A 25,290-nucleotide genomic window follows, 5' to 3' on the forward strand; every position below is an offset into this window, starting at 1 on the left:
TTCTTGCCGGGTCTGGTTGTGTTCTTGCCCGTCGGTTACGGACTTGTCAGCCGCTGGTCTCCTTGACGGCGTCGAAGATCCGGGGGTCGGTGGCCAGCCGGGACAGCGTCTGGCGGACCGAATCCGTGTACTTCTGGCCGCGCCTGCGGTTCTCGCCGGTCTCGCTCGCGATCGCATGCACAGTCCAGCCGCCCGAGGTCACGTAGGCGACGCCCACCGCGTAGTCGTCGTTCGCGTCGCTCTTCGGTTCGGGCAGCTCCTGCTGGGGCAGGTAGTACTCCAGCAGGTTGTCTCCCTCTTTCCTGGGGACGACGTAGCACTTCGTCAGCCGGCCGCCCCATGGGGTCGTGAGTACGCGGCCGACACTGTCCCGGCACTCCACGTCGCCCGACGGGAGCAGGGACTGACCGGTCGTGGACCGCTCGACCGACACGTACAGATAGCTCGGACGACCGGACGTGTCGATCCAGCGGAAGTAGCGCCGCTCCCCGTCCGGACGCTTCGGATCCGCCGGCTCGACCGTGCCGGCCTTCGCCGTGACGACCGACCGCAGCAGCCCCAGCGAGGGGTACCAGACCGACGGCTCCGCGGCAGGCGGCGCGGGTGCGCGTTCCACCGGCGACGGGATCACGGCGGACCCCCCGACGAACACGGCCGCGGCCGCCGCCACGGCGCTCAGCGCCACCCCGATCCGGCGCCGACGGCGGATCCGCCTGCCGCGCACGGTCGCGCCCGGCACCAGATCCGGCATCGGCGGCTCCGCGTCAGGACTCAGCCTGCCCAACGCGTCGACGAGGGCGAACTCGTACGCGTCCCCGCTTCCGCTTTCGTTCCTGTTCCCGCGCCCGCCGGCGCCGGACTCCCCAGCCATGCTCACCACCCCGCCCTCAGATATCCGTTGCCCGGGTCCATACCCGCACCGCCACCGCTACCGCCACCGCTTCCGGGCGACGACGGTGCCAGCGGCGTGTCGCCCAGGATCCGGCGCAGTGCGGCCAGCCCCCGGGAGGTCTGGCTCTTCACCGTGCCGACACTGCATCCCAGTGCCGTCGCGGTCGCCTCCACGCTCTGGTCCTCCCAGAACCGCAGCACCAGCACCGCCCGGCTGCGCGCGGGCACCTGCCGCAGCGCGGCCAGCAGCGTCAGCCGAAGCTCCGGGTCCTGCGCCGGGGCCGCGACGTCGAACTCGTACGCTCTCGGCCGCTCCCACCAGCGCCGCCGCCGGGTCTCGTCCACGAAGGTCCGGAACAGCACCTTGCGGGCGTAGCCGTCGGGGCTGTCCTGCCGTACCCGGCGCCACGCCGCGTACAGCTTCGCGAGCGCCATCTGCGTCAGGTCCTCTGCCAGGTGCCAGTCACCGCACAGCAGATACGCCGTACGGCGCAGTTGCGCCTGGCGGCTGCGCGCGAACTCGTCGAAGTCGAGCCCGGCTTCGACCGCGCCGCCGATGTCGGAGACGTCCTGCTCGTCCGGCGTCCGGATCACAGGCCCCCTCCGCCCGACACCGCGGCGGCGCGCGGTGAGAAGTGCTTCATGCCGTACTTACGGACCGGGAGCCCCGGGAGGTTGTCATGGATTCCAAGAAAGTTTCGCGAGTTCGTGAGTTCGTGAGTTCGCGAAGTTCGTGAGTTCGCGAACTCGTGCTCTCGGCACGTGCGTTCAGGTGTGGCCCTTCGCCGCGTCGTAGTTCCCCCGCGCCCTTTCCACCTGGTCCGTCCGGTCGTTGGTCCACAGCGCCGGCGCGCGGATCCGTACGGCCGCCTCGTGGCCCAGGTCCGTCAGGGAGTACTCGACGTGGGGCGGGACCACCGGCTTGGCGTCGCGGTTCACCGGACCGTCCCGCGCCGGGGGCACAGTTGTCCGGTACTCGGCCGTCCCAGAACCGTACTTCAAAGGACGTACTCACGCTGAGTGACGAAAGCTCCTGGATGGTCGCGTCGCTCGTGCGGCAAGCGGGGGCATGGGGCCCTGCCACTCCCCTGAACGTGACTCCCCGGCGCGGTGCGGCCTGCCGCGCGGGCGGGCGCTGCGCTGCACACGTGCCATGCGTTCCAGTCTTGCAGCCGTGTGACCAGCGGGACAGCCGTGTGGGGCCCGTCATACCCCTTGGAACACGGCTCCTCGCGCAGAGCGGTCCACCGGGACGGGGTGTCTGACGAGCAGGCGGCTCACCGGGTACCTGCTCGCCACCCCGCGGTGCCGTCGCCGGGCCGGGGCGCGGTCAGGTCGAGGAGGCACATGGCGTCGTGGTCGGGGGTGCCGGGTTCGGCGGTGTAGACGCCGAGGCGTTGGCCGGGGGTGTCGTCGAGGTGCATGCTCTGGCCGCTGAGGGTGAGGACGCCGACCTGGGGGTGGTGGAAGGTCTTTTGGATCCGCTTGCGGCCGATGACGTCGTACCGCTCCCAGAGCCTGGCGAAGTCCGGGCTCTTGAGCAGGAGTTCGCCCACGAGATGCGTGAGGTCGGGGGCGTCCGGGGCGGTCCCGGCCAGCCCCCGGAGCCGGGCGACGCAGCCACGGACCAGTTCGTCCCAGTCGTCCTGGAAGAGGGGACGGGCGGTGGGGTGGAGGAAGAGGTAGCGGGCGAGGTTGCGCCGAGTGGCGGGCCAGTCGTCGAGGCCCGAGTACAGGGCGAGGCCGCCGGGGTTCCAGGCGAGCAGGTCCATGCTGCGGCTGATGACGTACGCGGGGCTCGGCCGCAGCGTCTCAAGGACCAGCTTCAGATGTGGGCGCACGGTCCGGCTGGGCGGCGGCGGAGGCCCGGGGGCGTACCGGGCGGCGCGGGCGGCGAGCTCGCGCAGGTGCTGGTGCTCGGTGTCGTCCAGGCGCAGGGCACGGGCGAGGGCGTCGAGGACGGCGGGGCTGGGGCGGGTCTCCTTCCCCCGTTCCAGGCGTACGTAGTAGTCGATGCTGATGCCGGCGAGCGTGGCCAGTTCCTCGCGGCGCAGACCAGGAGTGCGGCGCAGGCCGGTGCCGACGGTGAGACCGACCTGCTCGGGCCGCGTCTGGGTACGGCGGGCACGCAGAAACTGCCCGAGCTCCATGCCACCGCCGCTGCCACTGCTTCCACCACCGACACTGCTGCCGCTGCCGCTCTGCTCGGATGCCATACGGCCAGTGTCACACCGTGCTGACCTGCACGGCAGGCGTGTGGGAGGCCCTGTCATACCCCCGAACACCGCTCCCCGGCTCAGCTCGGCCTGCCACCGCGGAGGGATGTACGCGAGGCTGGATTCCCGTACCTCGATCGCGTACGTGCGAAAGGAAGTCCCCATGCGGTACGTCACCCTCAACAACGGCGTCGAGATGCCGATCCTCGGCTTCGGCGTCTACCAGATCCCGCCGGAGCAGACCGAGAGGGCCGTCACCGACGCCCTCGCCGCCGGTTACCGGCTGCTCGACACAGCCGCGGCGTACGGCAATGAGGAGGCCGTGGGCCGCGCGATCAAGGCGGCCGGCATCCCGCGCGACGACCTCTTCGTCACCACCAAGCTGTGGCTCCAGGACGCGGGCGAGGAGAAGACGAAGCGCGCCTTCGACACGTCGCTGCGCAAACTCGGCCTCGACCACCTCGACCTGTACCTGATCCACCAGCCCTTCAATGATGTCTACGGCTCCTGGCGCGCGATGGAGCAGCTGCACGGCGAGGGTGCCGTCAGGGCGATCGGCGTCGCCAACTTCCACCCCGACCGGCTCGTCGACCTCGCCTCCTTCAACGAGGTCACCCCCGCGGTCGACCAGATCGAGACCCACCCGTTCTTCCAGCGCACCACCGATCAGGAGGTCATGCGCGAGCACGGGGTCCAGCTCCAGTCGTGGGGCGGGTTCGCCGAAGGCCGGGGCAACCTCTTCACCAACCCGCTCCTGAGCGAGATCGCCGAGAAGCACGGCAAGTCCGTGGCGCAGATCGTGCTCCGCTGGCTGACCCAGCGTGACGTCGTGGCGATCCCCAAGTCGGTCCGCGCCGACCGGATGGCGGAGAACATCGACATCTTCGACTTCGAACTCACCGACGACCAGATGTCGGCCGTCGCCACCCTGGACACGGGCAGCTCACTGTTCTTCGACCACCGGGACCCGGCGGTCGTCACCCAGTTCGCGGGCTTCGACCGCAACACCGACTGACCTGAACCGACTGACCTGAGGGGAGGCGGGACTTCACCGTTTCCACGCTCACTGCCGAGCGGCCCGTCATGACGGCTGCTCCGGTGGGACGGGGACGGACCCTGCTCGCGTACTTCTCCCGGCCGGGGAGCTGTCGGCGCAGCCCTTACCGCGTCCGTCGTGAATGCCGGTTCGTCCGCCGGCGCAGGGTGAAGGCGCAGGCAAGCATCCCGAGGCCCCAGGCGATCAGGAGGGCACCCCACAGAGGCATGGTCACCTGCGGGACGAGCAGGCGGATCTCGACGTCCGAGCGGTTCTGGAAGATGAACACCAGAGCGATCGCGCTGATCAGCACGAACGGCGCGAGCCGCCGCACACCGGGCCGCGAAAAGAACGGCGTATGCGCCTTGTGATCTGTACTGGTCTCAGCCATGGGGCCGCCTCTCCGTCACGCACCCCTGCATCCAGCGTCCTCTTCCACGACGTGGTGCGCCACCGAAGGGGTGACGCGGGGGCGGCACGGGGGCGGCGGCACCTCGTGCCGAGCTCGTGAGACATCGACCAGCCGAACAGACACATACGCCAATCTGGTACATATGCCAGTCTGGTACATGGACTACCCTTGGTACATGTCCATGAAGCGCACCAACGTCTATGCCGACCCCGAGGATCTGGCGATCATCAAGGAGGCCGCGAAGCGGCGGGGGACAAGCGAGGCCGAGATCATCCGGCAGGGGATCCACCTCGCGGCGATGGCGAACCGGGTCTGGGACGAGCCGTTGTTCTCGCGGACCTTCGAGGGGGCGGGCCGTACGCCGTCCAAGGCCGAGGTCCGCGACACGGCCGCCGACGCGGTCCGCCGCGAGACCAGCTCCGAGCCCGGCTCCGAGCCCGGAACCGCCACGTGATCATCGTCATCGCGGACACATCCGGACTCCTGGCCGCCCTCGACTCGACCCACCCGGAGCACGCGGCGGCGAACGAGGCAATCATGTCCGCTGGCCTCCTGGTCATGTCACCGCTCCTGCTGGCAGAACTCGATCACGTGGCCACGCGCGAGCTCGGCCGGGCAGCCGCCCTCAGCGCGGTCGACGACCTCCGGCGCTGGATGAGCCGGGGCCGTGTCGTGATGCCCGAGATCACGGAGACCCACCTGGCCGCCGCCCAGTCCGTCCGCGTCCACTACGGCCCACTGGATCTCGATCTCGCCGCCGCGGTGAACGTGGCACTGGCCGCCGACTACGACACCGACGCGATCCTCGCCCTCGACCGCCGCGACTTCCGCGCCGTACGGCCACTCGGCCACCACAAGGCGTTCCGGGTACTGCCGGACGACCTGCCACTCTGAACCGATCACTTCGGCGCCGAAGTGGCCGCTCTCGAAAGGGACTTGGGCCGCTGTCCTGCGGCTGAGTGCAGACCGTGCTGCTGCTGTTCTGCGTACGGCTGGCTGCTGGGCCGATCCAGCTTCAGTGAACAGCTAGTAGCGGAAGCTTGCTTGAGTCCCTCTCACGTGGATAAGGAAGTCATCGATCAGCTCGTCGCCGTTGGCCGGCACCAAGGACAGGTGCAGACCGTCCACGGCTCTCATGGCTTGGTCAACCCGCGGCGGGTCGGGCTCCTCTGCCTCTATCGAGCGTGTCCACTCCTCAAGGATGGGGCGAACGTCCTCCCATGCAGGCGTCCCGCTGAAGTGGCCGCGAAACCACGGCTGGTCGATCTCTTCGAGCGTGAGTGTTCCGAGCAGAGTGTGCGCCTGCATGAGCTGCCAAGATCGATCGGTCATCAGGCCCCTCAAGAGTGATGCGCCAGCACATCTATTGTGCCGATGCATCTGCCTGCGTGACCTTCCGATCCGTTGACCTCTTCGAGGGGGCGTATGACAGCCAGGCGCAACGGCCAAGCGGTGGGGCGGTGGGTGTGGGATTCGGCATGTGGATCTCCGTAGTGATCGGGACCCATGTGTCAACGATGAACCTCAGTTTTAGAGGGATGAGGCGTTTGTGTCTTGTCTCGGTGATGCTTGACGCAGTGGCCTCGCTTGATGCTCGCAACGCTTGCCTCGACTTGCCTGTGCGTATCTGATCGCCGCGTCAGGAAGGCTCGGGCGACTGGACGGACGGCCAGTTGGCTAGTCGGGTGCGGGCTTCCTGCGCAATGACCGGCCACGGGTCATCAACCAAACGCGCTACTGCTGACCGCGACGAGTGAGGATGGCCTGCGACGAGCCTCCGCACAGCGTCATGCGGATCGTCGACCAGCCGTTCCAGTAATTTGGGCGGTCAGCGGTGCTTACTGGCCACCCGGTCTCGGACCCGCCAGTCCGGATCCTTGATCAGCTCAGCGAGGATTTCCGACGGCACCGTCCTGTTATGCGCGGCCCAGAAACGCATGTCGGGATGGTTGCGCACCAGGTCCCACCAGACGGGCAGCGGCATGGTTGCCCACGCTGAGCGGTTGTACTCCGCCGGGTCCTCGCTCTCCCGCAGTCGGATGAACTCCTCCACGGAGGTGATCTCAGGGAAACGGTCCGTCATGGCAGTCAGTAAGCCACGATGCCTAGGCCAGACGTCAAGCAGCACCTGAGGAAACGCCACACCCTCACGTCACGGTGCTCCTGGACGCAGCCCTCCAAGTCACCGCGGATCTTCGCCTTGGTCTTGTCGATCCGCTCGCCGCGCGTGGCGTGTGCCGCGAAAAACACCCGAGCATTCGGGCAGTAGCCGTCGTTCTTGGTGTCGCCCTTCGGTCCGGCCGCCCGCACCGGTTGATAGTCGCCGGGGTACAGCTCCAGGCCGAGCCGATCCATGCAGTCCTGGAAGGTGTTGTCCTCAAGCCGGAGGAGTTGGCCTTCAACGAGCTTCCGCAGCGAGTTGAGATCCACGGCAGCCATTACCGCACAGCTCCCCGTCCTGCGCAGCTAGGTTGCACGGATCAAGTGGCCGGGGCCGGTGTGGGGTTGGTCGAGTTGTTCAGGGCGCAGCACATACGTGCTATCACCGCTCCGTCGCAACTCAGTTGACCTACTTCCGAGTCCTTCCGATCCTGAAACATTCGTCCCCACCAACAATGAGAGGACGATCATGAACGAGGCATGGGTCAACATTGGCTGGGCGAACAACGCAGTCCGGCTCGATCCAAAGAAGGTCCAGGGCTCCAGTGGGCTCGGCGTGATGCAGCTTCGCTTCCACGTCGAAGCATCTTGTCGAGATGAAGCGGCGGCTCAGAAGCCGCTGTGGTTCGAGGGCGGGCTGTTCGCGGAGGGACTTGGAACGTCGAGTGGGTACGTGAGACGGCTTGTGGTCGAAGACTCGCCGGTCACTCTGCATAGCCTGGCAGCTACGACGAACTTCGTCCTGGTGGCCGACATCGACCATCGACAGCTCCAGGTCATCGAGGAACACCGCACAGGCGGCATCAAGTTCCGCTTGCAGCTCACCGGCACGACCATGAACGACGGCAACCTCGAACGCATCGGGGTCGGAAACGTTGAGTATGAGCTCACCCAAAGCGACTGGGCGGCCGTCCTTGAGCAGATGCAGTACCGCCGTCTGCTCCTGATCGAGCTGGACGCACCAGACGCGAACCGGTCGGCAGAGTTCGCCGTCGCCCTCGACTACTACCGTGACGCCGAAAAGCAGTACGTCAAGCACGAGTGGCGCCTGACGGTAGAAGCGCTCCGTCAGACCCTCGCAGCGCTCGTCGGCAAGAAGGCCGACGACGAAGACGAGGCGGCGGACGTTGCAACGGCAGCCAAGGCGCTCCGTAAGGAGTCGATGAACACGGCCGTCGGCTACCTGCCGCGTGCCGAACAGGTACGGCTCGCCCTCAAGTTCATGTGCGACCTGGGCGCGCACCCGGAGGTAGCCGGTACAGAGAAGGACAACGCGTACTCGGCCCTCCTGATGGTGGGTGGACTGCTGCACGGGTGGCAGAGCTAATTCGGAGGAGGAGCGTGCAGTTTCCGGGCTCATAGATCGGGCCGACCAACCCCGCGCTGGCCTAGCGTTCTTGGTGTTGCTGAACCGAAGTACCCCGCAGAGCCCAAGTATGAGCTGCGAAATACGGGGCTGGTCAGCCTCGCTGCGGAAAATTAGTTTCCGGATATGCGGAGTTAGGATAAAATATGCACATGAATGAAAAATCTCCTCTTGAATTTCCTGACCGTCTGGAGTACGTCACAAACAAGCTCGGCACGGAGCCATGGATCACGGTCTACGAGTTCACAAAGGGTGAGTGCGAGGAGGTGAGTTACTACTGTGCGCTTGCCCGGCCTGAGGCTCTAGTGGAATGCCTTGCCAACACGTCATGGGATTTGCTCATCGGCCATGGGACGCCCGGGTTTTCCTTTTACGGTGACGGTAGATGCGAGTACCATCGCTTCGGCGATGACAACGGGGTTGAACCGCTCATCATCGACCGCGATTTCCATGGTCTGAAGCCTTCGTACCTGGAAGTTTCTGAGGAGTTTCGACATTTCCACAATCTCTATGAGGACCGTAAGAAGGGCGTTTTTATTGCTCTAGACGACAACGGCGACGATGTTGAAGTTGTCCGTATGACACCGAAGAAGATTCAAGTTCGGGCGAAGCACCTGAAGGAGTACCTCGCAGCCCGTAGCATGGTGATGCTGCTCTTCTTTGAGTTCGACCGTTGGTCCTCGAAGACGCTGGACGAACTTGGTCTTGAAAAGCAGAATGTGGACGAGCAGGAAGCGAACTACCGATACATTCGGTGGGTAGAAATGATTCCTGGTATCTCCGACCCTGCCCGCCGGACCATGGCTCGTATTACAGGAAAGAAGATCATTGAGGGCTCGGGAAACCCTCTCCCATCGTGGATTCGTGATCGTGATAGCCGAGCGTACGAGCAGTTCATCATCGACGTGGACGAGGAGGGAAATAACGTCTACTTCACCTGTGACGAGGAACAGCTTGCCAACTACTTCGGCAAGAATCCCGAATCGCCCCACTATCTGACACCAGTCTTCTTCAGCAAGGCCGTCATGGCCAAGTATTACAACGATCCTGCGAAGTACCAGGTCGAAGATGGCCAGCTCTACTGCGGTGGATACTGGGGGCTTCGACTCGACAACAATCATCGGGACTATGTCGTCGTCTATCTGGGCGACCTAGGCAAGCTCTCTCAGAAGGAGCAGCTTTACTGGAAGAGCTTTAACGTGGTGCCCGATGGAAACGTAAGTGAGGTTGCGTTCCGACGCGGCATCCTGGGTGAGTGGGCTGCTGCCGACGAACCTGCACTCGCATTTAAGGCCTCCTACGAGCGCTTCCGTACTAGTTGGCGCGAGCGCTTCGGATGGGATCTGTTTAAGCTGCTCAGGCCCGAAGATGAACACAACTGGGCAATTCTGCACGTCCCTGCGAGCGAGAATCAGAAGGAATTCGACGACCAGGTCATGTCACTGTCGAAGGTTCTCGTCGAGCGTTTGAATGAACGTGAGATCGCCAAGCACATTACGGTTGAGCCTAACGACAAGGGCATCACAAAGTTTCAGAAGTACCTTGGCGAGGTCGAGTTCCCAGAACGGCAGGAACTCATCATCCTACTGCGAAACCTCAACGGTCTTCGCAGCGGTCCAGCTCACGTTAGGGGCGGTAAGGAATATCAACGAGCTGCCGAGCATTTTGACCTTGAAGAGAAAGGGTTGTCGAGCGCGTTCTCAGACCTACTCGTAGAAGCAACCGCGCTTATTAACTGTCTTCGAGACTTCATGGTGCCTGACGACCATCAGTGAGTCGTGCTTGGTTAGCTTGAATGACCTAATGCTCCGTCCGTAGATAGGGCGGAGCATTCTGTTGAAATCAATTATTGGGGGATGAGTGAGAGTCTGCTTTCTGATCAACGAAGGTTGGAGCTCGCCGGATGCCGGAACCTGGGGATGGCTCACCATGAGGGAATATCTGGTGCGAGCGTTCATGGAATCCGTTCCACGGCATAGGTGCCATGCCCGCTTTTCCACGGGTACTCTCCCACTGTGGCGGCTTGCTCAAGAGCCGGGCAGCACCGAAGGCGCTGCAAACAGCGTTCTCGGTGAGCACTGGGCAGTCTGGAGCACCTTCCTTGGGCCGGACCTTGCCAAGCACATCGAGTCATTTGATATCGCAGGTATGGTCGTGGAATCTCTGACTCCGTCGGACGCCCGTGCCATGCACATCCGGCTAAAGGAAACTGAGTGGTACTTGGGGGCAATGCAAATTCGTCCGGAGATTCCGGAGCACTGGGCGGTTTTCCTGAAGGGTATCCCCAGCCGGTTTCGGATCTTCGAAGACTCCTTCTACTTGTTTCATAGAGGATATGAGTTGGAAGTCGAGGACACCCGAGACCACGTGGAATATCGCGAGTGGGAGGCTTCCGGCCTCTTCTCCTCCGTTCATTGGGAGGACTCCGGGGTACGGGAGACCATCTTTGATCCGTATGACAACATGCAGCACTTTCGCAGGCTCGGCGAGGCGGACGAACTGCTTCATGGTCAGTTCTCATCCGCGCTGGGTGAAACTCTCATGCGCTGTTCAGACCTGGACCCGAACCTCACTCAACGGCTGCACGCTGCCCTCCAGGCGTTCGAGAGTCACGAGACAGCCGAAGGGCTGGCGCATGTGTCGCTGTCCTGCCGGCGATTCATGGAAAAGCTTGCAGACTGCCTTTACCCTCCGCGTGAAGAAAAAGTCAATGGGCGAAAGGTCGGCCAGACTGAGTACCGAAACCGCCTGTGGGCGTACGTCGCGGAAAACGTCACCTCTGGCACCATGCGAGAACTACTCATCGCAAACGTCGAGGACTTGGGAAAGCGGATCGATAGGCTGGATAACCTGAGCAACAAGGGGCTGCACTCTGACGTTTCGTCCTCAGATGTGAACCGTCTGTTGCTTTCGCTTCTCGTTGTGGCACATGACTTGATCTCGCTTCGACCGCCCGGAGGCGCCTTCTCATACAAACCGTATGAGACCACGATTCGTGTCTTTATGGAGGAGGTACTGCAACAACAGGAGCGTTCGTCGCAGGATGCCGAGGAATAGCACTGAGTCCTTGTTTTGCGTCTCGGGCCAGGGCAGGGACTTCTGACTCCAGGCGCTACTCACCCTGTTGAGCCCTCGCCGCGAGAGCAGGGATCGCTGCGATCTTCTCGGGCGTGAGGTCGTTCCAGACGAGCCCCCGTGGTCGGCGCCGGTTCGGGCACTCGATCACCTCGTCGGGTGTGACGATCAAGTCCACACTGAAGTCGTGCTCTGTCTCGGGGATCTCCTCGTCGACGACCTGGAGCTGGTGAACGGGCGCAACGATGACCGTCTCGTCCGTCACGAGACCCGCCTCGATCAGGAGCGCCACCTCCAGGTCGGAGTACCCCGCGCCCTTGCCGATGCGCGCGCCGGAACGGTTGACCGCGACACTGCCGCAGATCACCACGTCGATGGGCCGCATGTCTTCGACGCCGACTCGGCGAGCCACTTGTGAGGCGCCCTTCTTCTCCGCGGCCTGCTCGACGGGTAGTTCAAGCATCTCGGGGTCCAGCAAGTAGAACGGCTGGAGGCTCGCCATCCTCGGCACGGCCATGTACAGCAGCTTGCCGTCCTCAAGCGCGCGGATACGGACCGGCAGTTGGGCCCAGTCGGGGTTCGCCTTGACAGTCCGGGCCCGCTTCCACACGTCCAACTCGGCCAGGCGCTCAGCTGTCGCCTCCGCGCCGTAGAAGCCGGGGATCTTGCCGTACGAGCCTTCCGGTACCGCGCCCTCACGTTCGAGCAAGCGCCACACCTGGTCGCGGACGGCTTCCTTGTCCTGGTCGATGTTGCTCATGTGCCCCTACCGGTCCCGTCAGATCGCCGCCATGAGGGCGAGAAGACGATCATTGATGTCCTGCACCCACGGTTCGTGTCGCCACTCCCGAAGCTCTCGACCAGCGGCGAAGGCCAGGTTAAGACCCCCGCCACCTCGTGTCAGCTCCACGGCGTCGATCGTCCGATGCATAGTGGCCGCCGCCTCGTCGACCTTGCGTTGGCGAATCAGCGACAGGGTGAGATTCCCGAGCGCGATAGCCTGACTTTTCTTCTTTGCCGCGAGCGCCCTGGCCGTCAAGCGCAGGATGGGCTCGGCCCGCTCGGGCAAGTTCAAGAAGAGGTAGCACGACCCGGACAAGCGGCTGAACTCGTTGATCGTGTAGTACTCGGCCGCTACATCGTCGGGGCTCGCCCGGTCGAGCTGTGCCTCAGCCTTCGTCAGCGCCTCCTCGCAGGCCTTGAGGTCGCCGGTCATGGCGTAGCCCTCGGCCACATGAAGCAAACTCAGCCCGGTAAGGGAAGGGCTGGCGGATCGTGCGACCTCCGCCGCCTGCCCCGCGAGCCTGGCGCCCTTGAGGGGGTTCTTCTCGCCGTAGAGCGCCACGAAGCTCATGCGTAGAGTCGCGTATGCCTCGGCGTACGGATCACGCACTTGACGGGCCGCGGTCACCGCCTCGTTCAGATAGGCGACTGGTGCATCGTGGTCACGCCGTTGGCTCACGTCCCAAACGAGCTGCCCCATGAACGTGGCCGACTCGGCTTCGATCTCGAACAGAGCTTTCCGCACGCGGGGGTTGGTTGCGTTCCCCCGAAGGAACTTCACTTGCCCGTGGACTTGGCCGGCGGGTCCGAGGAGCGCCGTCGAGGGTGCCTTGTCGTACTGCTCGTCGAGCTGACGGATGCGCTCGTGCAGATGGGCGACTGCCACCAGGTCGACTGACGAAGGGTGTTCGAGCACGTAGCTCATACGCTCGCTCTGCTTGGTCTGGATGACCGTCACGTCGTCGAGTAAGGCCTGCAACTGATCGAGCGTCACCTTGAGTGCGGCGGCGAGCTTGCGCCGTGCCCACGGCTGAGGTTCGCTTTCGGCTGTCTCCCAGCGCACGACCGTTGAGCGCTCGACGCCCAACGCCTCAGCGAGCTTCTCTTGGCTGTAGCCCATAGATTTGCGACGCTGAGCAAGCCGTACGCGTTTGGCCGCCATCCCACTTCCCTCCCGGGGCTCGGGGGCGTACTCACCGTAGCCACCCGGGGGCCGTTTACGCAGTTCAAGGCCGCCCTTGCCTCATTTTTGCGTCGTTCTTGCCCCTCTTTCGCTCTGGGTTTCCGCAGGTCAGGGGGCTTTTCTGGCCGTTACTCCAGTCCAGCGGCGCCGAGCCTCAAGCCCGCCGTTGGACCCGGCTTTCAACGGTGAAAGGGGACTTCATGCGACCTGCAATCTATGGCTACATGCGCGTCGTGAGCGTTGACGAAATGGGCGATGAATCCGAACGCATCAAGCTCGAACTTGCCGAGTACGCCCAGCGCGAGGGATTCGCTCTCGAGCAGGTGTTCACCGAATGCATCAGGCGCTCGGAGTCGGCGTTTCACACGATGCTCGATGCGTTGAAGCACCACGACGTCAAGGACATCATCGTCCCCTCGCTGTGGCACTTTGCCCGACTGCCCGGCCTTCAGGAGGCCATGACGCAGCACATCGAGCAGGAAACCGGCGCGCGCATCTGGATCGTCCAGGGGCGGCGTCCGTGACCGACCACGAACGTCCCGTGATCTACGGATACATGCGCGTCCAGCGAAGCCACACAGACGAAGAGCTTCTTGCCCTTGAGCTTGATCTGCGACTTTTCGCCGACTCCGAGGGCTACCGGTACGTCACGACCTTTCAAGAGTTCGAATCCGGCTGCACGAGAGCGTTCGGAGCGTTGGTTGCTGAACTCACTCGTGTCGGTGGCCACCACGTGGTCGTACCGACCATGGATCATCTGGCGCTGCATCCGCTGTTGCAGATTCACCTGCTCATGAAGTTGGAACTGGATGCAGGTGCCGAGGTCTTCGAGGTGCTCCCTTCGTGACCGAGAAACAAGAGGTGCCGCCGAACCGCGATTGGGTCTACACCAGCAGCCTGCAACTGGCCGCCGTACCGTCAGCTGCCAGTTGCTCGCGCATGCTCGTCCGGCTGACCTTGGCGCGGTGGAGCTTGGCCGACTACGTCGAGACGGCGGAACTGGTGATGTCGGAACTCGTCACCAACGCCATGCAGGCGACCGGACTGACTGACCCGGAACCGAAGTCGTGGGAAATTACGGCGGAGCACGTCATCGGAGTGCAGCTTCGCGCCACCGGCACGAGCCTCGTACTTGATGTCTGGGACAGAAGCTCTGATGTACCCGTCGCCAAGAGCCCTGACGATGACGCCGAAGGCGGGCGGGGCTTGCTGCTCATCGGGGCGACCTGCAAGCAGTGGGATGTGTTCCGACCACAGGCCGGAGGAAAAATCGTGTGGGCGGAACTTGAACTGAACAAGGCGGCGAAACCGCCACCGCTCAGCACCAGCCTGCCGGTACGCATCCTCGGAGCCACCAAGCCACCCAAGGGGTCGGTCAACACGATGGCAGAGGAAGCACTGTTGCAACGCTTCCTTGATGCTCTGTACCAGTGGGACGAGTCGTGGCCTGCTTGAAGGACGCAAGTCAACCGTTGGCCGGCCACAGCCCTTGATTTGAAACATCGACCCCCGTACATGAACACCCGGTGACTGACATTGACTCAGGAAGCGGAGGCCAGGGCAGCGAGGATCTTGGTCTCCTTCTCGGGGGCGAGCCCGTGCTCCGCCCAGCGGGGGTGATCCACGGGACGACCGTCGGCGCGCAGCCACGCCCAGGTGTCCGTGATCGTCTCGGCGAGCGGGCGGCACCGCAGTCCGCCCGTCACCGCGTGGTCGGCGTTCACCGACCACACCCCTGTGTGGGTACGCCACAGGGGCAGCTCGGTCCACTGCCGGACCCCGTGCTCGACGAGCAACTCCGGTTCCACCCACACCAGGTGACCGTCCGCCTCGGTGACGGCGAGGCACGCGAGCAGGAAGTCCCCGAAGCTCATCCCCTCAGGGTGGGCCACGTTGAAGGCGCCGCCAGTGGTCGCAGCCGCCTGGTCCGCGGCGAAGGCCGCGACATCTCGCACGTCGACCGGCTGGATGAGCCGGTCGGCCGGAGCCGGCGCCAGCACAGGTCCGCCCCGGCCGGCCCGGTGCAGCCACCACGGCAGCCGACCCACGTACTCACCCGGCCCAAGAATGACCCCGGGCCTCAGAAACACCGCCCGCTTGCCGAACACCTCACGGACCGCGCGCTCCCCGCCGGCCTTCTGAAACCCGTACTTGGTGGGCGAACCGTCCGAGCCTGTATGACCGAAGGAGTCGTCCGCGTCGGACGGGCAGTCCAGCACCTCGGACGACTCGGTCAGGGTCTGGTGCGGCCAACCCGCGTACACCGACACCGTGGAGACGTGCACCCATCGGGACGCCGCATCACGCAGAGCCTGTGCCGCCAGCCGCACATCACGCGGCGGCAGCTCGGAACTCGACGTGTCGATCACGGCATCCCACGGCCCCTGGGAGGCAAGCCGGTTGAGGTCTGTCACCTCGGTACGGTCACCGTGGATCGCGCGCACCTCGGGCACGTCCCGCCCGGACCGGCCGCGGTTGAACGTCGTCACGTCCCAGCCGCGGCGTAGCGCCTCGTCCACGATGCTCTTGCCCAGGAACCACGTACCGCCCAAGACCAGAATCCTCATGCCCAGGATCCTGCCCTTCCCGAGGACTCAGGAGAAGGGACCCCTGCCCAGCGGTGGGGAACCGGCCATGGGACTGGTGAGCTCGAACGTTCAGGCCTCGCGGTGCCGGTCCCGCGACCGTGTCGCGATCTCCTGGGTGACACAACCACGCCAGCAGGCGGCGCCGTCCATGTCCCCAGCGTCCTGATACAGCCAACCGATGAATGCGGCGTACGCGGCGCCGACCCTTAGTGGTCGCCGCTGGAAGTTCTTCGGGGGTTGATGTGACGGCTGGTTATGTGGTCCGGGGTGCTCAGGGCGGGCAGACCGCTAAAGGGTCGCGATCGCTATGGTTCTAGCGGGGTAGCCCCAGCTGGCCTGCACGGAGCCCGGCCTGGAAGCGGGAGTCGGCCTCGAGGTTGGCCATCAGCTCGGCTACACGCCGCCGGTAGGTGCGCAGTGAGACGCCGAGCCGTTTGGCCGCCGATTCGTCGGTGAGGCCCGAACCGAGGGCTCTGAGGATCATGCGGCCGTCGGCGTCGAGATGTGGGACGTCGCTGCGCAGATAGGTCTCGAGATCGACGGCGGCGTCCCAGATCGCCCGGAACAGCGAGTGAACGCCGTCGACCAGGATCTGCGACGTCGTCACGGTGTACTCGCGGCCGGTGGGGGTCTCCTGGCCGGCAAGGATCATCACCCGCCGGTCGATGAGGATGGTCTCGTACGGCAGCGGCGAACGGCTAATCCGAACGAGAGCGCCCTTGCTCCGCACCAGCCGCAGGTGCGCGCGGGCCTCCTCGTCCGCGAGTGCCATCGGGCTGAGCAGCTTCCGAGGGGTGAAGTCAGCGGGATCCGCCGCGCGCATCCGATTCCGGACCGCGGCCCTGGCCCCTGGTTGCGACCAGGTCTTGAGATCCCGGGCGGCGCACAGGAACTCGGTCCGCGCGGACTCGAAAAGATGACCTGCGCGCGCGATCAGCTCTGCGTCTCCTCGCACTGAAAACACCTCTTCGTTCCGCATCCCGCCAGTCTGGCAGCAAGCTGCCACGAGCTCGCTGGGCGTCGTGCCGGCGGACACCATGAGCGTCATGACGATCAAGACTTTCTCCCTCGGCGAAGAGCTGACGATCAACCGGCTCGGCTTCGGCGCGATGCGCCTGGCGATGGGCACCTTCGCCGGTCCGGCGCGAGATCCCGAGACGGGCATCGCGGTGGTCCGCCGGGCCGTGGAGCTGGGCGTGAACCACATCGACACGGCCGGCTTCTACGGCAGGGACGCGGTGTGGGCCAACGAGCTGATCCGTACGGCATTGGCCCCCTACCGTGACGACCTGGTGATCGCGACGAAGGTGGGGCCGTTGCCCGGCCCGAACGGTGTGCCGAGCGGGCAGGCGACGGCTGATCAGCTGCGCGGCCTGGTCGAGGCGGATCTGCGCAGTCTAGGTCTCAACCGGCTCGACCTGGTCTATCTGCGGGTCGGCGGGATGACCGGGCCGGGTGACGAGTCGATCGCCGAACGGTTCGCGGTCCTGGCCGAGCTCCGCGCGCAGGGGCTGATCCGGCACCTGGGCGTCAGTAACGTCGACGCCGCCCAGCTCGCCGAGGCCCGGGCGATCGCGCCCGTCGCGGCGGTGCAGAACCGGCACACCGGTGACACAGGGTTGCTGGCGGAAAGCGATGAAGCGGGCATCGCGTACGTGCCGTACTTCCCGCTCGGCGGCGGAGTCGGCAGCGGCCCGCTCGACGCTGAACGGCTCGGCAAGGTCGCAGCACGCGTGGGCGCGACCACAGCGCAGGTCTCGATTGCCTCGCTGCTGGCGACCTCGCCTACGGTGCTGGCGATTCCGGGCACCGGTTCTCTCGAACACCTGGAGGAGAACCTCGCGGCGAACGATCTCAGTCTCAGTGACGAAGACCTGTCTGACCTGCGAGGCTAACTGGTCGACTCCGGAAGTCAGTTTGCCTGCCGTGCCCGTTGCCGCCGCCCGCCCGATATCCCCGACTGCCGCCGAGCGGCACCGGTTGAAGAAGGCAGCCTGGGGCCACAAGACCGAGCACCGGCTTCGAGTGCGCGCGCAGATCGTGCTGCACGCGGCCCGCCGGCTGCCGAACGCGCGGATCGCCGAGCGGGTCGGCGTGCACGTGGACACCCGTGCGCACCTGGCGGAGCCGCTTCGCCGAGCTGGGCATGCCGGGCCTGGCCGACCGCAAGCGCACCGGACGCCCGCCCTCCTTCACCCCGCTACAGGCCGCCCAAGTCAAGGCCCTCGCCTGCCAACTCCCTGCCGAGACCGGCACGCCGCTCTCCCGCTGGACCACCCCCGAACTGGCCTGCGAGGCCGTCAAGCGCGGCATCGCGCCCTTCCTGTCGGCCTCCACCGTGCGCCGCTGGCTCGCGCGGGACGCCCTCAAGCCCTGGCAACACCACTCCTGGATCTTCATCACCGACCCCCACTTCCGCGCCAAGGCCGCGCGCGTCCTGGATCTATACGCCCGCACCTGGAGCGGCGAGCCCGGTAGTGCCCTTCCAGCTGCGTCTGGAAGTAGTCGATGAGGGCCGGGTCGACGTGCTGGGGAGCGACCGGTCCGGCTACGAGCGCCTCAGCGGTGACGGAGGTGAACGCGCGGCGCTTCACTCGCCCCCTCATGACGCTCGGGGCGGATCCAGCCGGGCGGAGTGGTGAAGCCCAGGTCTTCTGGCCAACGGCCGAGGGCGTCGTGGAGTGTTCCAGGAGGAGGCGGCGCGGGACCCGTGGTCCGGCACGAACCGGCCGCGCGGTGGCCGTGTTCCACGAGCACAACGGGCGCAACGCGCTCAACGTACCCCTCGACAACTACCCGGCAACCGCCCCCCGACACCGAAGCGCTCCGCTCACCCGCGGCCCGGCGGCCCGTCGGGCAAGTGTGAGGCGGTCGTGGAGCGTACGACGAGTCGGGGTGCGAGTTGTACGGGGCGGGCCGGGCGGGTGGTGTCCTCGATCCGGGCGGTCAGCATGGTCACCGCGGTTGCCCCCATGTCGTGGCGGGGGGTGTCGATGGTGGTCAGGTCGATATAGCCGAACTGGCTGAGGTCGGTGTTGTCGAAGCCGACGAGCGACAGGTTCTCCGGCGCGCTCATGGCTCGGTGCTTGAGGGCTGCGAGGGCGCCGAGGGCGGAAAGGTCGTTGGCCGCGAAGACGGCGGTGGGAGGGTGCGGGCCGGCGAGCAGGGTCTCCGTCGCCTCCCTGCCGCCGTGCTCGGTGTAGTCACCGCGGACGATGCGGGTGCGGGCGGACAGGCCGTGCTCCGTCATGGTGTCGATGTACGCCTGGCGGTGACTGCGGGCACCGGGGCCGGTCCCGCCGTCGATGTGGGCGATGTCCTCATGGCCGAGGCCGACGAGATGCTCGACGGCGAGATGCGTGCCGTGCCGGATGTCGACCGCCACCGAGTCGACGCCCCGTACGTGACGGCCCACGACGACCAGCGGCACACGTTCGGCGAGTTCACGCAGGTCCTTCGCGGACAGGCGGGGTCCGACGAGGACGATGCCGTCCACCCGATGCTCAAGCAGCCCGTTCACGGCCCGCTGCTCGGTCTCCGTGGTCAGCAGTTCTCCCCCTGTGAGGAGCACCCCGTACCCGGCACGCTCGGCATGTTCCTGGACGCCGGTGAAGATCTCCGTGTACACGGGATTGCGCAGCTCGACCAGGACGACCCCCACCGTCATGGTGCGCCGGCTGGCGAGCTGGGAGGCATGGGCGTTGGGGCGGTAGCCCAGCTCGGCCGCTGCCTTCAGAACCGCTTCCCGGCGCTGGGCGGAGACGCTCGGCGAGTTCCGCATCACCAGGCTGGCCAGGGACCGGGAGACGCCTGCTCGGGTCGCGACATCCTCCAGCGTTACCGACACGCAACCTCCCGGACCTCTTGACGTGGCTATTGGAGCGCTCCAAACTCTAGCCCATTGGAGCGCTCCAATGAGAACCCGTTTCCGGTGTCATGGCACCGCTCGGCCGGTTACCGCCGGCCGGCTCGGGGTGGGGCGTCAACGCCCTCACTGGCGAAGGACGTCCACGACGGGACAGAGGAACGATCTTTCTCTCCCGAGACGTACCTGCGCCCCGCCCCTTACGCCGTCTCGTCCGCGACCGGCGGAGATCCTCGCGGGAACCCTCGCGGGAACCTTCGCGGGGATCCACGCGGGGATCCACCGCCGTCCGCCTCGACCGGCATTCGGAGACGTCCGCGACCCACGACTTCGCACCGTTCGGTCGGTGCCTGAGAAACAGGGAGACCGCATGCCGTACGCCGACCTGGGGCGCGTCCGTCTGTGCTACGAGGTGAGTGGCCCCAAGGACGGTGAACCGCTCCTGCTCATCCACGGCCTCGGGGCTCAGCTGATCGCCTGGTACCCCGGTTTCTGCCGTGCCCTGGAGGCGGCCGGCTTTCGTTTGATCCGGTTCGACAACAGGGATGTCGGTCTTTCGTCGAAGTGTGACGACGAGCCGGACTACTCCCTGCGGGACATGGCCTGTGACGTGGTGGGACTCCTGGACGCGTTGGACCTGACGTCCGCGCACGTGGTCGGCCAGTCCATGGGAGGCATGATCGCTCAGGAACTGGCGATCTCCGAACCGGAGCGAGTGCGCAGTCTGTGCTCGATCTACTCGGCTCCCGGCGCCGAGTTCCTGACGGACGACGAGGCGTTCTGGTCGGTCCTGCACCGCCCGACGCCGCAGGACCGCGAACGAGCGATCGGCCAGTGGATCGAGACCGAGAAGCTCTCCGGCCTGGACGGCTTCGACGACGCGTGGCTGCGCGCCTTCGCCACCGAGATATACGACCGCAACTACTGCGCCCAGGGTCTGCAGCGACAGGCGCGGGCCATGCTGAACGCCCCGGACCGGCACGCGGCGCTCGCCCGGCTGACCATGCCTGTGGCCGTGATCCACGGCCGGGACGACCAGATCATCAGCTACCGCGGCGGTATCGCGACGGCCGGCGCGGTCCCCGGCGCCGAGCTCCATCTCTACGCCGGCATGGGTCATCAGGTGACGCCACGCCTGTGGGACGACTTCGTGCGGGTGATCACCCGCAACGCCGAACGTGCCGCCGCATACGACGCATACGACCGATCGAGCCCGACGGCGGTAACCGCGGGCTCCCGGCCGGGAGTTCACACCGCCGACAGCGACAGCGACAGCGTCAGCGACGTCGGCCTCCATGCCGACTCCCGTGTCCGGTCCCGAACCGACTCCCGTACTGACTCCCGTACGGCAGGGACCTCCGCCGCCTCGACGACGTAGCGACAGCGATCCGAGGACCACAACCACCCCTATCCCTACCCCTACCCCTGGGGCCGATGAGCCCAGGGACAACCGAACGACAAGGTGCCGCGCGGCTGTTCGTCCCGAGCGCCGTCGGCCTCAATGAGGAGGCTCACGCATGTCACATGTCCTGGGAACCACAAGAGGGGCGCGGCGCCGGGTCGCGCTTGCCGCCGCGTTGACGTCCGTGGCGCTGTTCGCGACCGCCTGTACCGGGGCCGAGGCCTCGGGCGGGGGCGCGGGCGGAGGGCTGGCCGACGGGTTCGGCTCTCGCGCGAAGAACCGTTCGATGGACTTCTTCCTGTTCTACGACCCCGCGAGCGAGCCCACGTACGCGCAGATCGCGAACGGGGCCAAGGACGCGGCCAAGCTCGCCCACATTGATCTGACACAGCAGAACGCCGGCGGCGACGTCTCGCGGCAGGTGGAGCTGGTCGAGACCGCGATAGCGACCAAGCCCGCGGCCATGTTCATGGTCTTCCAGGATCCCTCCTGGAACGACGCGGCGTGCAAGGCGCACGACGCCGGCATCAAGGTGTACGCCTACGGTGTGCCGCCGTCGGGGAAGGCCGTCGGGTGCGTGGACGCCTTCGTCGGCCAGGACTTCACCGTGGCCGGCAAGGTCATCGGTGAACGGCTCCTGAAGGAGACCGGCCTCAAGGCCGGCGACAAGGTGCTGTGCCCCGTGGAGGACCCGACCGCGCCGTACGCGGTTCAGCGCGCGGCCGGAGTGAACGCGGCGCTGAAGAAGGCGGGCGCCAAGTGCACGATGCTGCGCACCTCGGGCGCCGACGAGCAGGCACTCAACGCCATGACCACCTGGCTGGGGGCCAACAAGGACGTCAAGGCGATCGTGCCCCTCGGCGGCACCCCGCACCGCAACGCGGTGGCGGCGGAGGACTCGGTGGGGGTCAAGGCGCCGGTCATCGGCTTCGACACCTCCCCCCAGGTCATCGACGGGATCAAGGCCGGTCGCATCATCGCGACCGCGGACCAGCAGCCGTACGTCCAGGGCTTCCAGTCGGTGATGCAGGCCGCGCTCAACCTGGACTTCGGGCTGTCGCCGGCCGACGTCAACTCCGGCGGCAACGCACTGATCGACAAGTCGAGTGTCGGCGACCTGGAGGCCAAGAGCCTGCGCGGCGTGCGCTCGTGAACGACCGCGACAGAAGGGAGAGGTGAGGAGCGATGACCACCAAGGCACAGCAGGAGCCGGGCGCCCTCGATCAGGCCACGGACCGGGCCACGGACCGGGCCACGCTCGCGCTGGAGGAACGGACGACGATACGACGCCTGGCCGACAACCGGCCGACGACCAGGGCCGGGCGGTTGAAGGAGAACCTCTACTACCTGAGGGGAAGGGGCGCCTTCGAGATCAGCATCGTCTACGTCCTGTTCCTCGTCGTGGCCGTGGTGACCGCCGCGGTGAACCCGGCCTTCCCGTTCCTCAGCGAGAGCAACCTGTCGGGCGTGCTGACCCAGAGCATCCCGGTCCTGGGCATCCTCGCCGTCGGCGTCGGCGTGCTGATGGTCGCCGGAGAGTTCGATCTCTCCATCGGTGCGGCGATCGGTCTGACCGCCATCGTCTTCATCCGGATGTCGAACAGCTTCGGCTGGCCCACCGCGTTCGTCGTGGCGGTCGCGTGCGGCATGGCCGTGGCGCTCGTCAACGGCCTGATCGTGGTCTACACCGGCATCCCTTCCTTCATCGCGACGCTCGGCCTCTCCTTCTTCTGGACCGGCGTCAGCATCTACATCAACGGGGTGACCCCGGCGATCCTCGACCCCGGCGTACGCACGGAGACGATGAACAAGATCTTCGTCGGCGACTTCGGGTTCTTCCACGCGCAGCTCCTCTGGCTGGTGCTGGTCGCGGTGGTGTCGTGGCTGCTCCTGCACCGGCATCGCTGGGGGAACAAGGTGTACGCGGTCGGCGGGAACAGGGCGGCGGCAGCCGCGGTGGCGATCAAGCCGAACGCCGTGCGGCTGCAGGCGTACGCCTTCCTGGGCGTCATGACCGGGATCGCGGGCGTGCTGATCGCCGTGCGCACCTCGACGATGCAGCCCGGCACCACCGAGGAGTACCTCTTCATGGCGGTCGCCGCGGCGGTGGTGGGGGGCTGCTCGCTCACCGGTGGCCGAGGGACCGTCATCGGGATGATCGTGGGAGCCGCCCTCATCCGCACCATCGAGGACGTGCTGATCCTGGCCAAGGCGCCCGGCTTCTACGTCCAGTTGTTCGTCGGCCTCTGCATCGTGGGCGCCGCGATCGTCAACAGGTTCATGGAGGGCAGGGCCAAATGAACACCACCGACGGAGAGCTCCTCCGCCTCGACGGAGTGACCAAGACCTACGGACCCAACACCGTGCTCGACGACGTGTCGTTCACGGTCGGCCGCGGCGAGGTCGTGGGGTTGCTGGGAGACAACGGCGCGGGCAAGTCGACCCTGGTCAAGATCATGTCCGGCGTCGTGCCCATGTCGAGCGGCGGCTACTACTGGGAAGGCGAGAAGCTCCACAACGTGACCCGTCCGGAGACGGAGCGACTGGGTGTGGAGACCATCTTCCAGGACTCCGCTCTGGTGCCGTCGATGTCGATCACCCGCAACATCTTCGCCGGCAGGGAGATCACCAACCGGCTCGGCTTCCTCAAACTGAGGCAGATGGACCGGATCACCACCGAGATCCTCGACACCGTGGTGAGCATCGAGGGAATCAAGAGCGCCAACCAGCTCGTCGGTTCGCTGTCCGGCGGCCAGTCCCAGGCGGTGGCGATCGCACGGGCGGTTCACTTCAAACGCAGCCTGCTCATCCTGGACGAGCCGACGAGCGCCCTGGCCGTGCGAGCCACGGAGGCACTGCTGAACTACCTGGTCCATCTCAAGGGCGAGGGCGTCAGCTCGGTGCTGGTCACGCACAACCTCCACCACGCGTACAAGGTCTGTGACCGCCATGTCGTCATGAACCACGGCAGGAAGATCCTCGACGTCAGGCGCGAGGACACCAGTGTCGACGAGCTCACAGCCGCCGTTGTGGAGGGCTCCGAAGGCGTCCGGCGACTCCGCGGGGGCACACCACTCGCGGAGGTGTGAACGCACCACGGCGCCCGTACGCGCGAGCCGGTCGACCCTGCCCCTTACCCCTTACCCCTTACGTCAGGGCCGAGAGGGTCGAGGCCGGGGCCGGACGAAGGGGATCGGCAGACTGCAGCGGCCGGCGGAGGCGCCGCCGGCTGTCCCCGGCCGTGCGTGGCAGCCCCCACGCGGCGTCCCCCGCGCCCTCGAACACGCCCACGCGGCCGGCCGGACAGTCCCCCGTGCCATCCGACCGGCCATCGGTTGTACGAATCGGGACGTTATCGGGAGGTGATCGGTCCGGTCTTGGACGAATTTGACCTCGGGGAGAGAGCCAGTGCCCCCTCCACCCGGCGGGCGGCCACCATCTGTCCGGGGGTGGTGCCGGCGATGGCGCGGAACTCGCGGTTGAGGTGGGCCTGGTCGTAGAAGCCGCAGGCCGTCGAGATCTCGGTGAGGCTCGCGGCCCCGTGGTTGAGCATCGCCATGGCGCGGCGGAAACGCAGCACCCGGGCGGACGCCTTCGGTGCCAGCCCGATCTGCTGGGTGAACCGCCGGACCAAGTACCCCTGGCTCCAGCCCACTTCGGCGGCGATACGGGAGATCGGGATCGCCCCCGCGCTGCCGGAGAGCAGCCGCCAGGCGTGGCGTACCTCGGGTGAGGGCTCCGGGCCGTACCCGAGCCGGTCCAGCAACGCCTCGTCCAGCAGGTCGAACCTGGCCGACCAGTCCTGGGTGGAGGCCAGTTGTTCCACCAGCATCGCGGCCTCGGGCCCCAGAACGTCCCGGATCTCGATGGCCAGGTTCGTCAGCTCGCTCATCGGCATGCCGAACAGCCGGTAGGCGCCCAGCGGTGTGAACTCGACCCGGATCGCCTCCTGGCCGCCGGGATGCACACAGATCGCGGGCCGGTCCTCCAGCCCCACCACCAGCGACCCGATGCTCCCGCTGTCCCCGCCCGGTACACCCAGCCGCCGGACCTGGGAGAACGGCTCCGCGAGGCTGATCAGCAGGGTCGCGTGCCCGGCCGGCACCAACCGCGCCTCGTACGGCGTGGTCATCGCTTCCCAGTAGCCGACGTAACTGCGCAGGAACGGCCGCAACCCCGGATGCCAGGGCCGCGTGACCCGCCACAGACCACCGATCCGCGCGACGTCGACCGCGCCCGTACGCAGCGTGCCGCTCCGTGCGCCTTGAAGCACCAAGGGCTCCCCTCACCCGAGGGACCGCCCTGAGCAGACC

At 66.2% G+C, this 25,290-nt stretch carries 29 protein-coding genes; 15 read left to right on the forward strand and 14 right to left on the reverse strand.

What is annotated here, in order from left to right; genetic code table 11:
* Positions 1–46 precede the first annotated feature (46 nt).
* The 4 genes from ACH4YP_RS11490 to ACH4YP_RS11505 all read right to left on the reverse strand — a co-directional run bounded on the left by ACH4YP_RS11490 (position 47) and on the right by ACH4YP_RS11505 (position 3,041).
* Complete coding sequence (locus ACH4YP_RS11490) at positions 47–871, reverse strand: hypothetical protein (protein ID WP_361070059.1); 825 nt, start codon at positions 869–871, stop codon at positions 47–49.
* A 2-nt stretch (positions 872–873) separates the two neighbouring features.
* Positions 874–1,482 carry a SigE family RNA polymerase sigma factor gene (locus ACH4YP_RS11495; RefSeq protein WP_361070073.1) on the reverse strand — a complete coding sequence of 203 codons (609 nt, stop codon included), beginning with the start codon at positions 1,480–1,482 and terminating at the stop codon, positions 874–876.
* 177 nt (positions 1,483–1,659) lie between these two features.
* A complete protein-coding gene (locus tag ACH4YP_RS11500) occupies positions 1,660–1,830 on the reverse strand; it encodes a winged helix-turn-helix transcriptional regulator (protein WP_361070056.1) in 171 nt (56 codons plus the stop codon).
* A gap of 338 nt (positions 1,831–2,168) precedes the next feature.
* Positions 2,169–3,041 (reverse strand): helix-turn-helix transcriptional regulator, encoded by an 873-nt coding sequence (locus ACH4YP_RS11505; protein WP_398490547.1) that lies wholly within the window; start codon positions 3,039–3,041, stop codon positions 2,169–2,171.
* A 229-nt stretch (positions 3,042–3,270) separates the two neighbouring features.
* Between ACH4YP_RS11505 and ACH4YP_RS11510 the strand changes: the two genes are divergently transcribed.
* Entirely contained in the window at positions 3,271–4,122 is an 852-nt protein-coding gene (locus tag ACH4YP_RS11510; protein ID WP_361070053.1) for an aldo/keto reductase, read from the forward strand.
* A 145-nt stretch (positions 4,123–4,267) separates the two neighbouring features.
* On the opposite strand, the gene ACH4YP_RS11515 is transcribed toward ACH4YP_RS11510, so the two are convergent.
* Positions 4,268–4,534, reverse strand: a complete 267-nt coding sequence (locus tag ACH4YP_RS11515; protein WP_326729559.1) for a hypothetical protein — start codon at positions 4,532–4,534, stop codon at positions 4,268–4,270.
* Between the two features lie 196 nt (positions 4,535–4,730).
* Here ACH4YP_RS11515 and ACH4YP_RS11520 point away from each other — a divergent pair, with 196 nt between their 5' ends.
* On the forward strand, positions 4,731–5,009 hold the full coding sequence (locus ACH4YP_RS11520) for a CopG family transcriptional regulator (RefSeq protein ID WP_361070050.1): 279 nt from the start codon (positions 4,731–4,733) through the stop codon (positions 5,007–5,009).
* Positions 5,006–5,449 (forward strand): PIN domain-containing protein, encoded by a 444-nt coding sequence (locus tag ACH4YP_RS11525; RefSeq protein ID WP_398490386.1) that lies wholly within the window; start codon positions 5,006–5,008, stop codon positions 5,447–5,449. The genes ACH4YP_RS11520 and ACH4YP_RS11525 overlap by 4 nt, the downstream gene beginning before the upstream one ends.
* Positions 5,450–5,581: 132 nt before the next feature.
* Here ACH4YP_RS11525 and ACH4YP_RS11530 read toward each other — a convergent pair whose 3' ends face one another.
* From ACH4YP_RS11530 to ACH4YP_RS11540, 3 genes are all read right to left on the reverse strand, one after another.
* On the reverse strand, positions 5,582–5,887 hold the full coding sequence (locus ACH4YP_RS11530) for a hypothetical protein (RefSeq protein WP_398490387.1): 306 nt from the start codon (positions 5,885–5,887) through the stop codon (positions 5,582–5,584).
* Between the two features lie 496 nt (positions 5,888–6,383).
* Positions 6,384–6,638 carry a hypothetical protein gene (locus ACH4YP_RS11535; protein ID WP_398490388.1) on the reverse strand — a complete coding sequence of 85 codons (255 nt, stop codon included), beginning with the start codon at positions 6,636–6,638 and terminating at the stop codon, positions 6,384–6,386.
* Between the two features lie 5 nt (positions 6,639–6,643).
* Positions 6,644–6,994, reverse strand: coding sequence for a hypothetical protein (locus ACH4YP_RS11540; RefSeq protein ID WP_398490389.1), 351 nt, complete (start codon positions 6,992–6,994; stop codon positions 6,644–6,646).
* Between the two features lie 190 nt (positions 6,995–7,184).
* On the opposite strand from ACH4YP_RS11540, the gene ACH4YP_RS11545 reads away from it, so the two are divergent.
* The 3 genes from ACH4YP_RS11545 to ACH4YP_RS11555 all read left to right on the forward strand — a co-directional run bounded on the left by ACH4YP_RS11545 (position 7,185) and on the right by ACH4YP_RS11555 (position 11,138).
* A complete protein-coding gene (locus tag ACH4YP_RS11545) occupies positions 7,185–8,042 on the forward strand; it encodes a hypothetical protein (RefSeq protein WP_398490390.1) in 858 nt (285 codons plus the stop codon).
* A gap of 191 nt (positions 8,043–8,233) precedes the next feature.
* Positions 8,234–9,856, forward strand: a complete 1,623-nt coding sequence (locus tag ACH4YP_RS11550; RefSeq protein WP_398490391.1) for a hypothetical protein — start codon at positions 8,234–8,236, stop codon at positions 9,854–9,856.
* A 154-nt stretch (positions 9,857–10,010) separates the two neighbouring features.
* Positions 10,011–11,138, forward strand: a complete 1,128-nt coding sequence (locus tag ACH4YP_RS11555) for a hypothetical protein (protein WP_398490392.1) — start codon at positions 10,011–10,013, stop codon at positions 11,136–11,138.
* Between the two features lie 55 nt (positions 11,139–11,193).
* Here ACH4YP_RS11555 and ACH4YP_RS11560 read toward each other — a convergent pair whose 3' ends face one another.
* Together ACH4YP_RS11560 and ACH4YP_RS11565 are read right to left on the reverse strand one after the other, a co-directional pair.
* Entirely contained in the window at positions 11,194–11,916 is a 723-nt protein-coding gene (locus ACH4YP_RS11560; RefSeq protein WP_398490393.1) for a 5-formyltetrahydrofolate cyclo-ligase, read from the reverse strand.
* 18 nt (positions 11,917–11,934) lie between these two features.
* Positions 11,935–13,101 (reverse strand): helix-turn-helix transcriptional regulator, encoded by a 1,167-nt coding sequence (locus tag ACH4YP_RS11565; RefSeq protein WP_398490394.1) that lies wholly within the window; start codon positions 13,099–13,101, stop codon positions 11,935–11,937.
* Between the two features lie 221 nt (positions 13,102–13,322).
* Here ACH4YP_RS11565 and ACH4YP_RS11570 point away from each other — a divergent pair, with 221 nt between their 5' ends.
* The 3 genes from ACH4YP_RS11570 to ACH4YP_RS11580 are packed head-to-tail and all read left to right on the forward strand — an operon-like array spanning position 13,323 to position 14,577.
* Positions 13,323–13,646, forward strand: coding sequence for a recombinase family protein (locus tag ACH4YP_RS11570; RefSeq protein ID WP_398490395.1), 324 nt, complete (start codon positions 13,323–13,325; stop codon positions 13,644–13,646).
* Positions 13,643–13,969 (forward strand): recombinase family protein, encoded by a 327-nt coding sequence (locus ACH4YP_RS11575; protein WP_398490396.1) that lies wholly within the window; start codon positions 13,643–13,645, stop codon positions 13,967–13,969. Before ACH4YP_RS11570 ends, ACH4YP_RS11575 begins: the two co-directional genes overlap by 4 nt.
* Positions 13,966–14,577, forward strand: a complete 612-nt coding sequence (locus ACH4YP_RS11580) for an ATP-binding protein (protein ID WP_398490397.1) — start codon at positions 13,966–13,968, stop codon at positions 14,575–14,577. Before ACH4YP_RS11575 ends, ACH4YP_RS11580 begins: the two co-directional genes overlap by 4 nt.
* Before the next feature lie 86 nt (positions 14,578–14,663).
* Here ACH4YP_RS11580 and ACH4YP_RS11585 read toward each other — a convergent pair whose 3' ends face one another.
* Both ACH4YP_RS11585 and ACH4YP_RS11590 read right to left on the reverse strand, forming a co-directional pair.
* Positions 14,664–15,689 carry an NAD-dependent epimerase/dehydratase family protein gene (locus ACH4YP_RS11585; RefSeq protein ID WP_398490398.1) on the reverse strand — a complete coding sequence of 342 codons (1,026 nt, stop codon included), beginning with the start codon at positions 15,687–15,689 and terminating at the stop codon, positions 14,664–14,666.
* A 334-nt stretch (positions 15,690–16,023) separates the two neighbouring features.
* Positions 16,024–16,689, reverse strand: a complete 666-nt coding sequence (locus ACH4YP_RS11590) for a DNA-binding response regulator (RefSeq protein ID WP_361057995.1) — start codon at positions 16,687–16,689, stop codon at positions 16,024–16,026.
* Positions 16,690–16,756: 67 nt separating this feature from the next.
* Here ACH4YP_RS11590 and ACH4YP_RS11595 point away from each other — a divergent pair, with 67 nt between their 5' ends.
* Both ACH4YP_RS11595 and ACH4YP_RS11600 read left to right on the forward strand, forming a co-directional pair.
* A complete protein-coding gene (locus ACH4YP_RS11595) occupies positions 16,757–17,605 on the forward strand; it encodes an oxidoreductase (protein WP_361057997.1) in 849 nt (282 codons plus the stop codon).
* Positions 17,606–17,820: 215 nt separating this feature from the next.
* Entirely contained in the window at positions 17,821–18,222 is a 402-nt protein-coding gene (locus ACH4YP_RS11600; RefSeq protein WP_361057904.1) for a helix-turn-helix domain-containing protein, read from the forward strand.
* 318 nt (positions 18,223–18,540) lie between these two features.
* On the opposite strand, the gene ACH4YP_RS11605 is transcribed toward ACH4YP_RS11600, so the two are convergent.
* Positions 18,541–19,557 carry a LacI family DNA-binding transcriptional regulator gene (locus tag ACH4YP_RS11605; protein ID WP_398490399.1) on the reverse strand — a complete coding sequence of 339 codons (1,017 nt, stop codon included), beginning with the start codon at positions 19,555–19,557 and terminating at the stop codon, positions 18,541–18,543.
* A gap of 364 nt (positions 19,558–19,921) precedes the next feature.
* Between ACH4YP_RS11605 and ACH4YP_RS11610 the strand changes: the two genes are divergently transcribed.
* The 4 genes from ACH4YP_RS11610 to ACH4YP_RS11625 all read left to right on the forward strand — a co-directional run bounded on the left by ACH4YP_RS11610 (position 19,922) and on the right by ACH4YP_RS11625 (position 24,066).
* Complete coding sequence (locus ACH4YP_RS11610) at positions 19,922–20,953, forward strand: alpha/beta fold hydrolase (protein ID WP_398490400.1); 1,032 nt, start codon at positions 19,922–19,924, stop codon at positions 20,951–20,953.
* A 139-nt stretch (positions 20,954–21,092) separates the two neighbouring features.
* Complete coding sequence (locus ACH4YP_RS11615; protein WP_361057910.1) at positions 21,093–22,130, forward strand: substrate-binding domain-containing protein; 1,038 nt, start codon at positions 21,093–21,095, stop codon at positions 22,128–22,130.
* A 32-nt stretch (positions 22,131–22,162) separates the two neighbouring features.
* Complete coding sequence (locus ACH4YP_RS11620; protein WP_398490401.1) at positions 22,163–23,278, forward strand: ABC transporter permease; 1,116 nt, start codon at positions 22,163–22,165, stop codon at positions 23,276–23,278.
* On the forward strand, positions 23,275–24,066 hold the full coding sequence (locus ACH4YP_RS11625) for an ATP-binding cassette domain-containing protein (protein ID WP_361057914.1): 792 nt from the start codon (positions 23,275–23,277) through the stop codon (positions 24,064–24,066). The genes ACH4YP_RS11620 and ACH4YP_RS11625 overlap by 4 nt, the downstream gene beginning before the upstream one ends.
* Before the next feature lie 263 nt (positions 24,067–24,329).
* Here ACH4YP_RS11625 and ACH4YP_RS11630 read toward each other — a convergent pair whose 3' ends face one another.
* The gene (locus ACH4YP_RS11630) at positions 24,330–25,250 is read right to left on the reverse strand and encodes an AraC family transcriptional regulator (RefSeq protein WP_361057916.1); all 921 of its coding nucleotides are present in this window, start codon (positions 25,248–25,250) and stop codon (positions 24,330–24,332) included.
* Between the last annotated feature and the right edge of the window lie 40 nt (positions 25,251–25,290).

The organism is Streptomyces sp. NPDC020747, assembly GCF_044334695.1.
Taxonomy (GTDB): Bacteria; Actinomycetota; Actinomycetes; order Streptomycetales; family Streptomycetaceae; genus Streptomyces.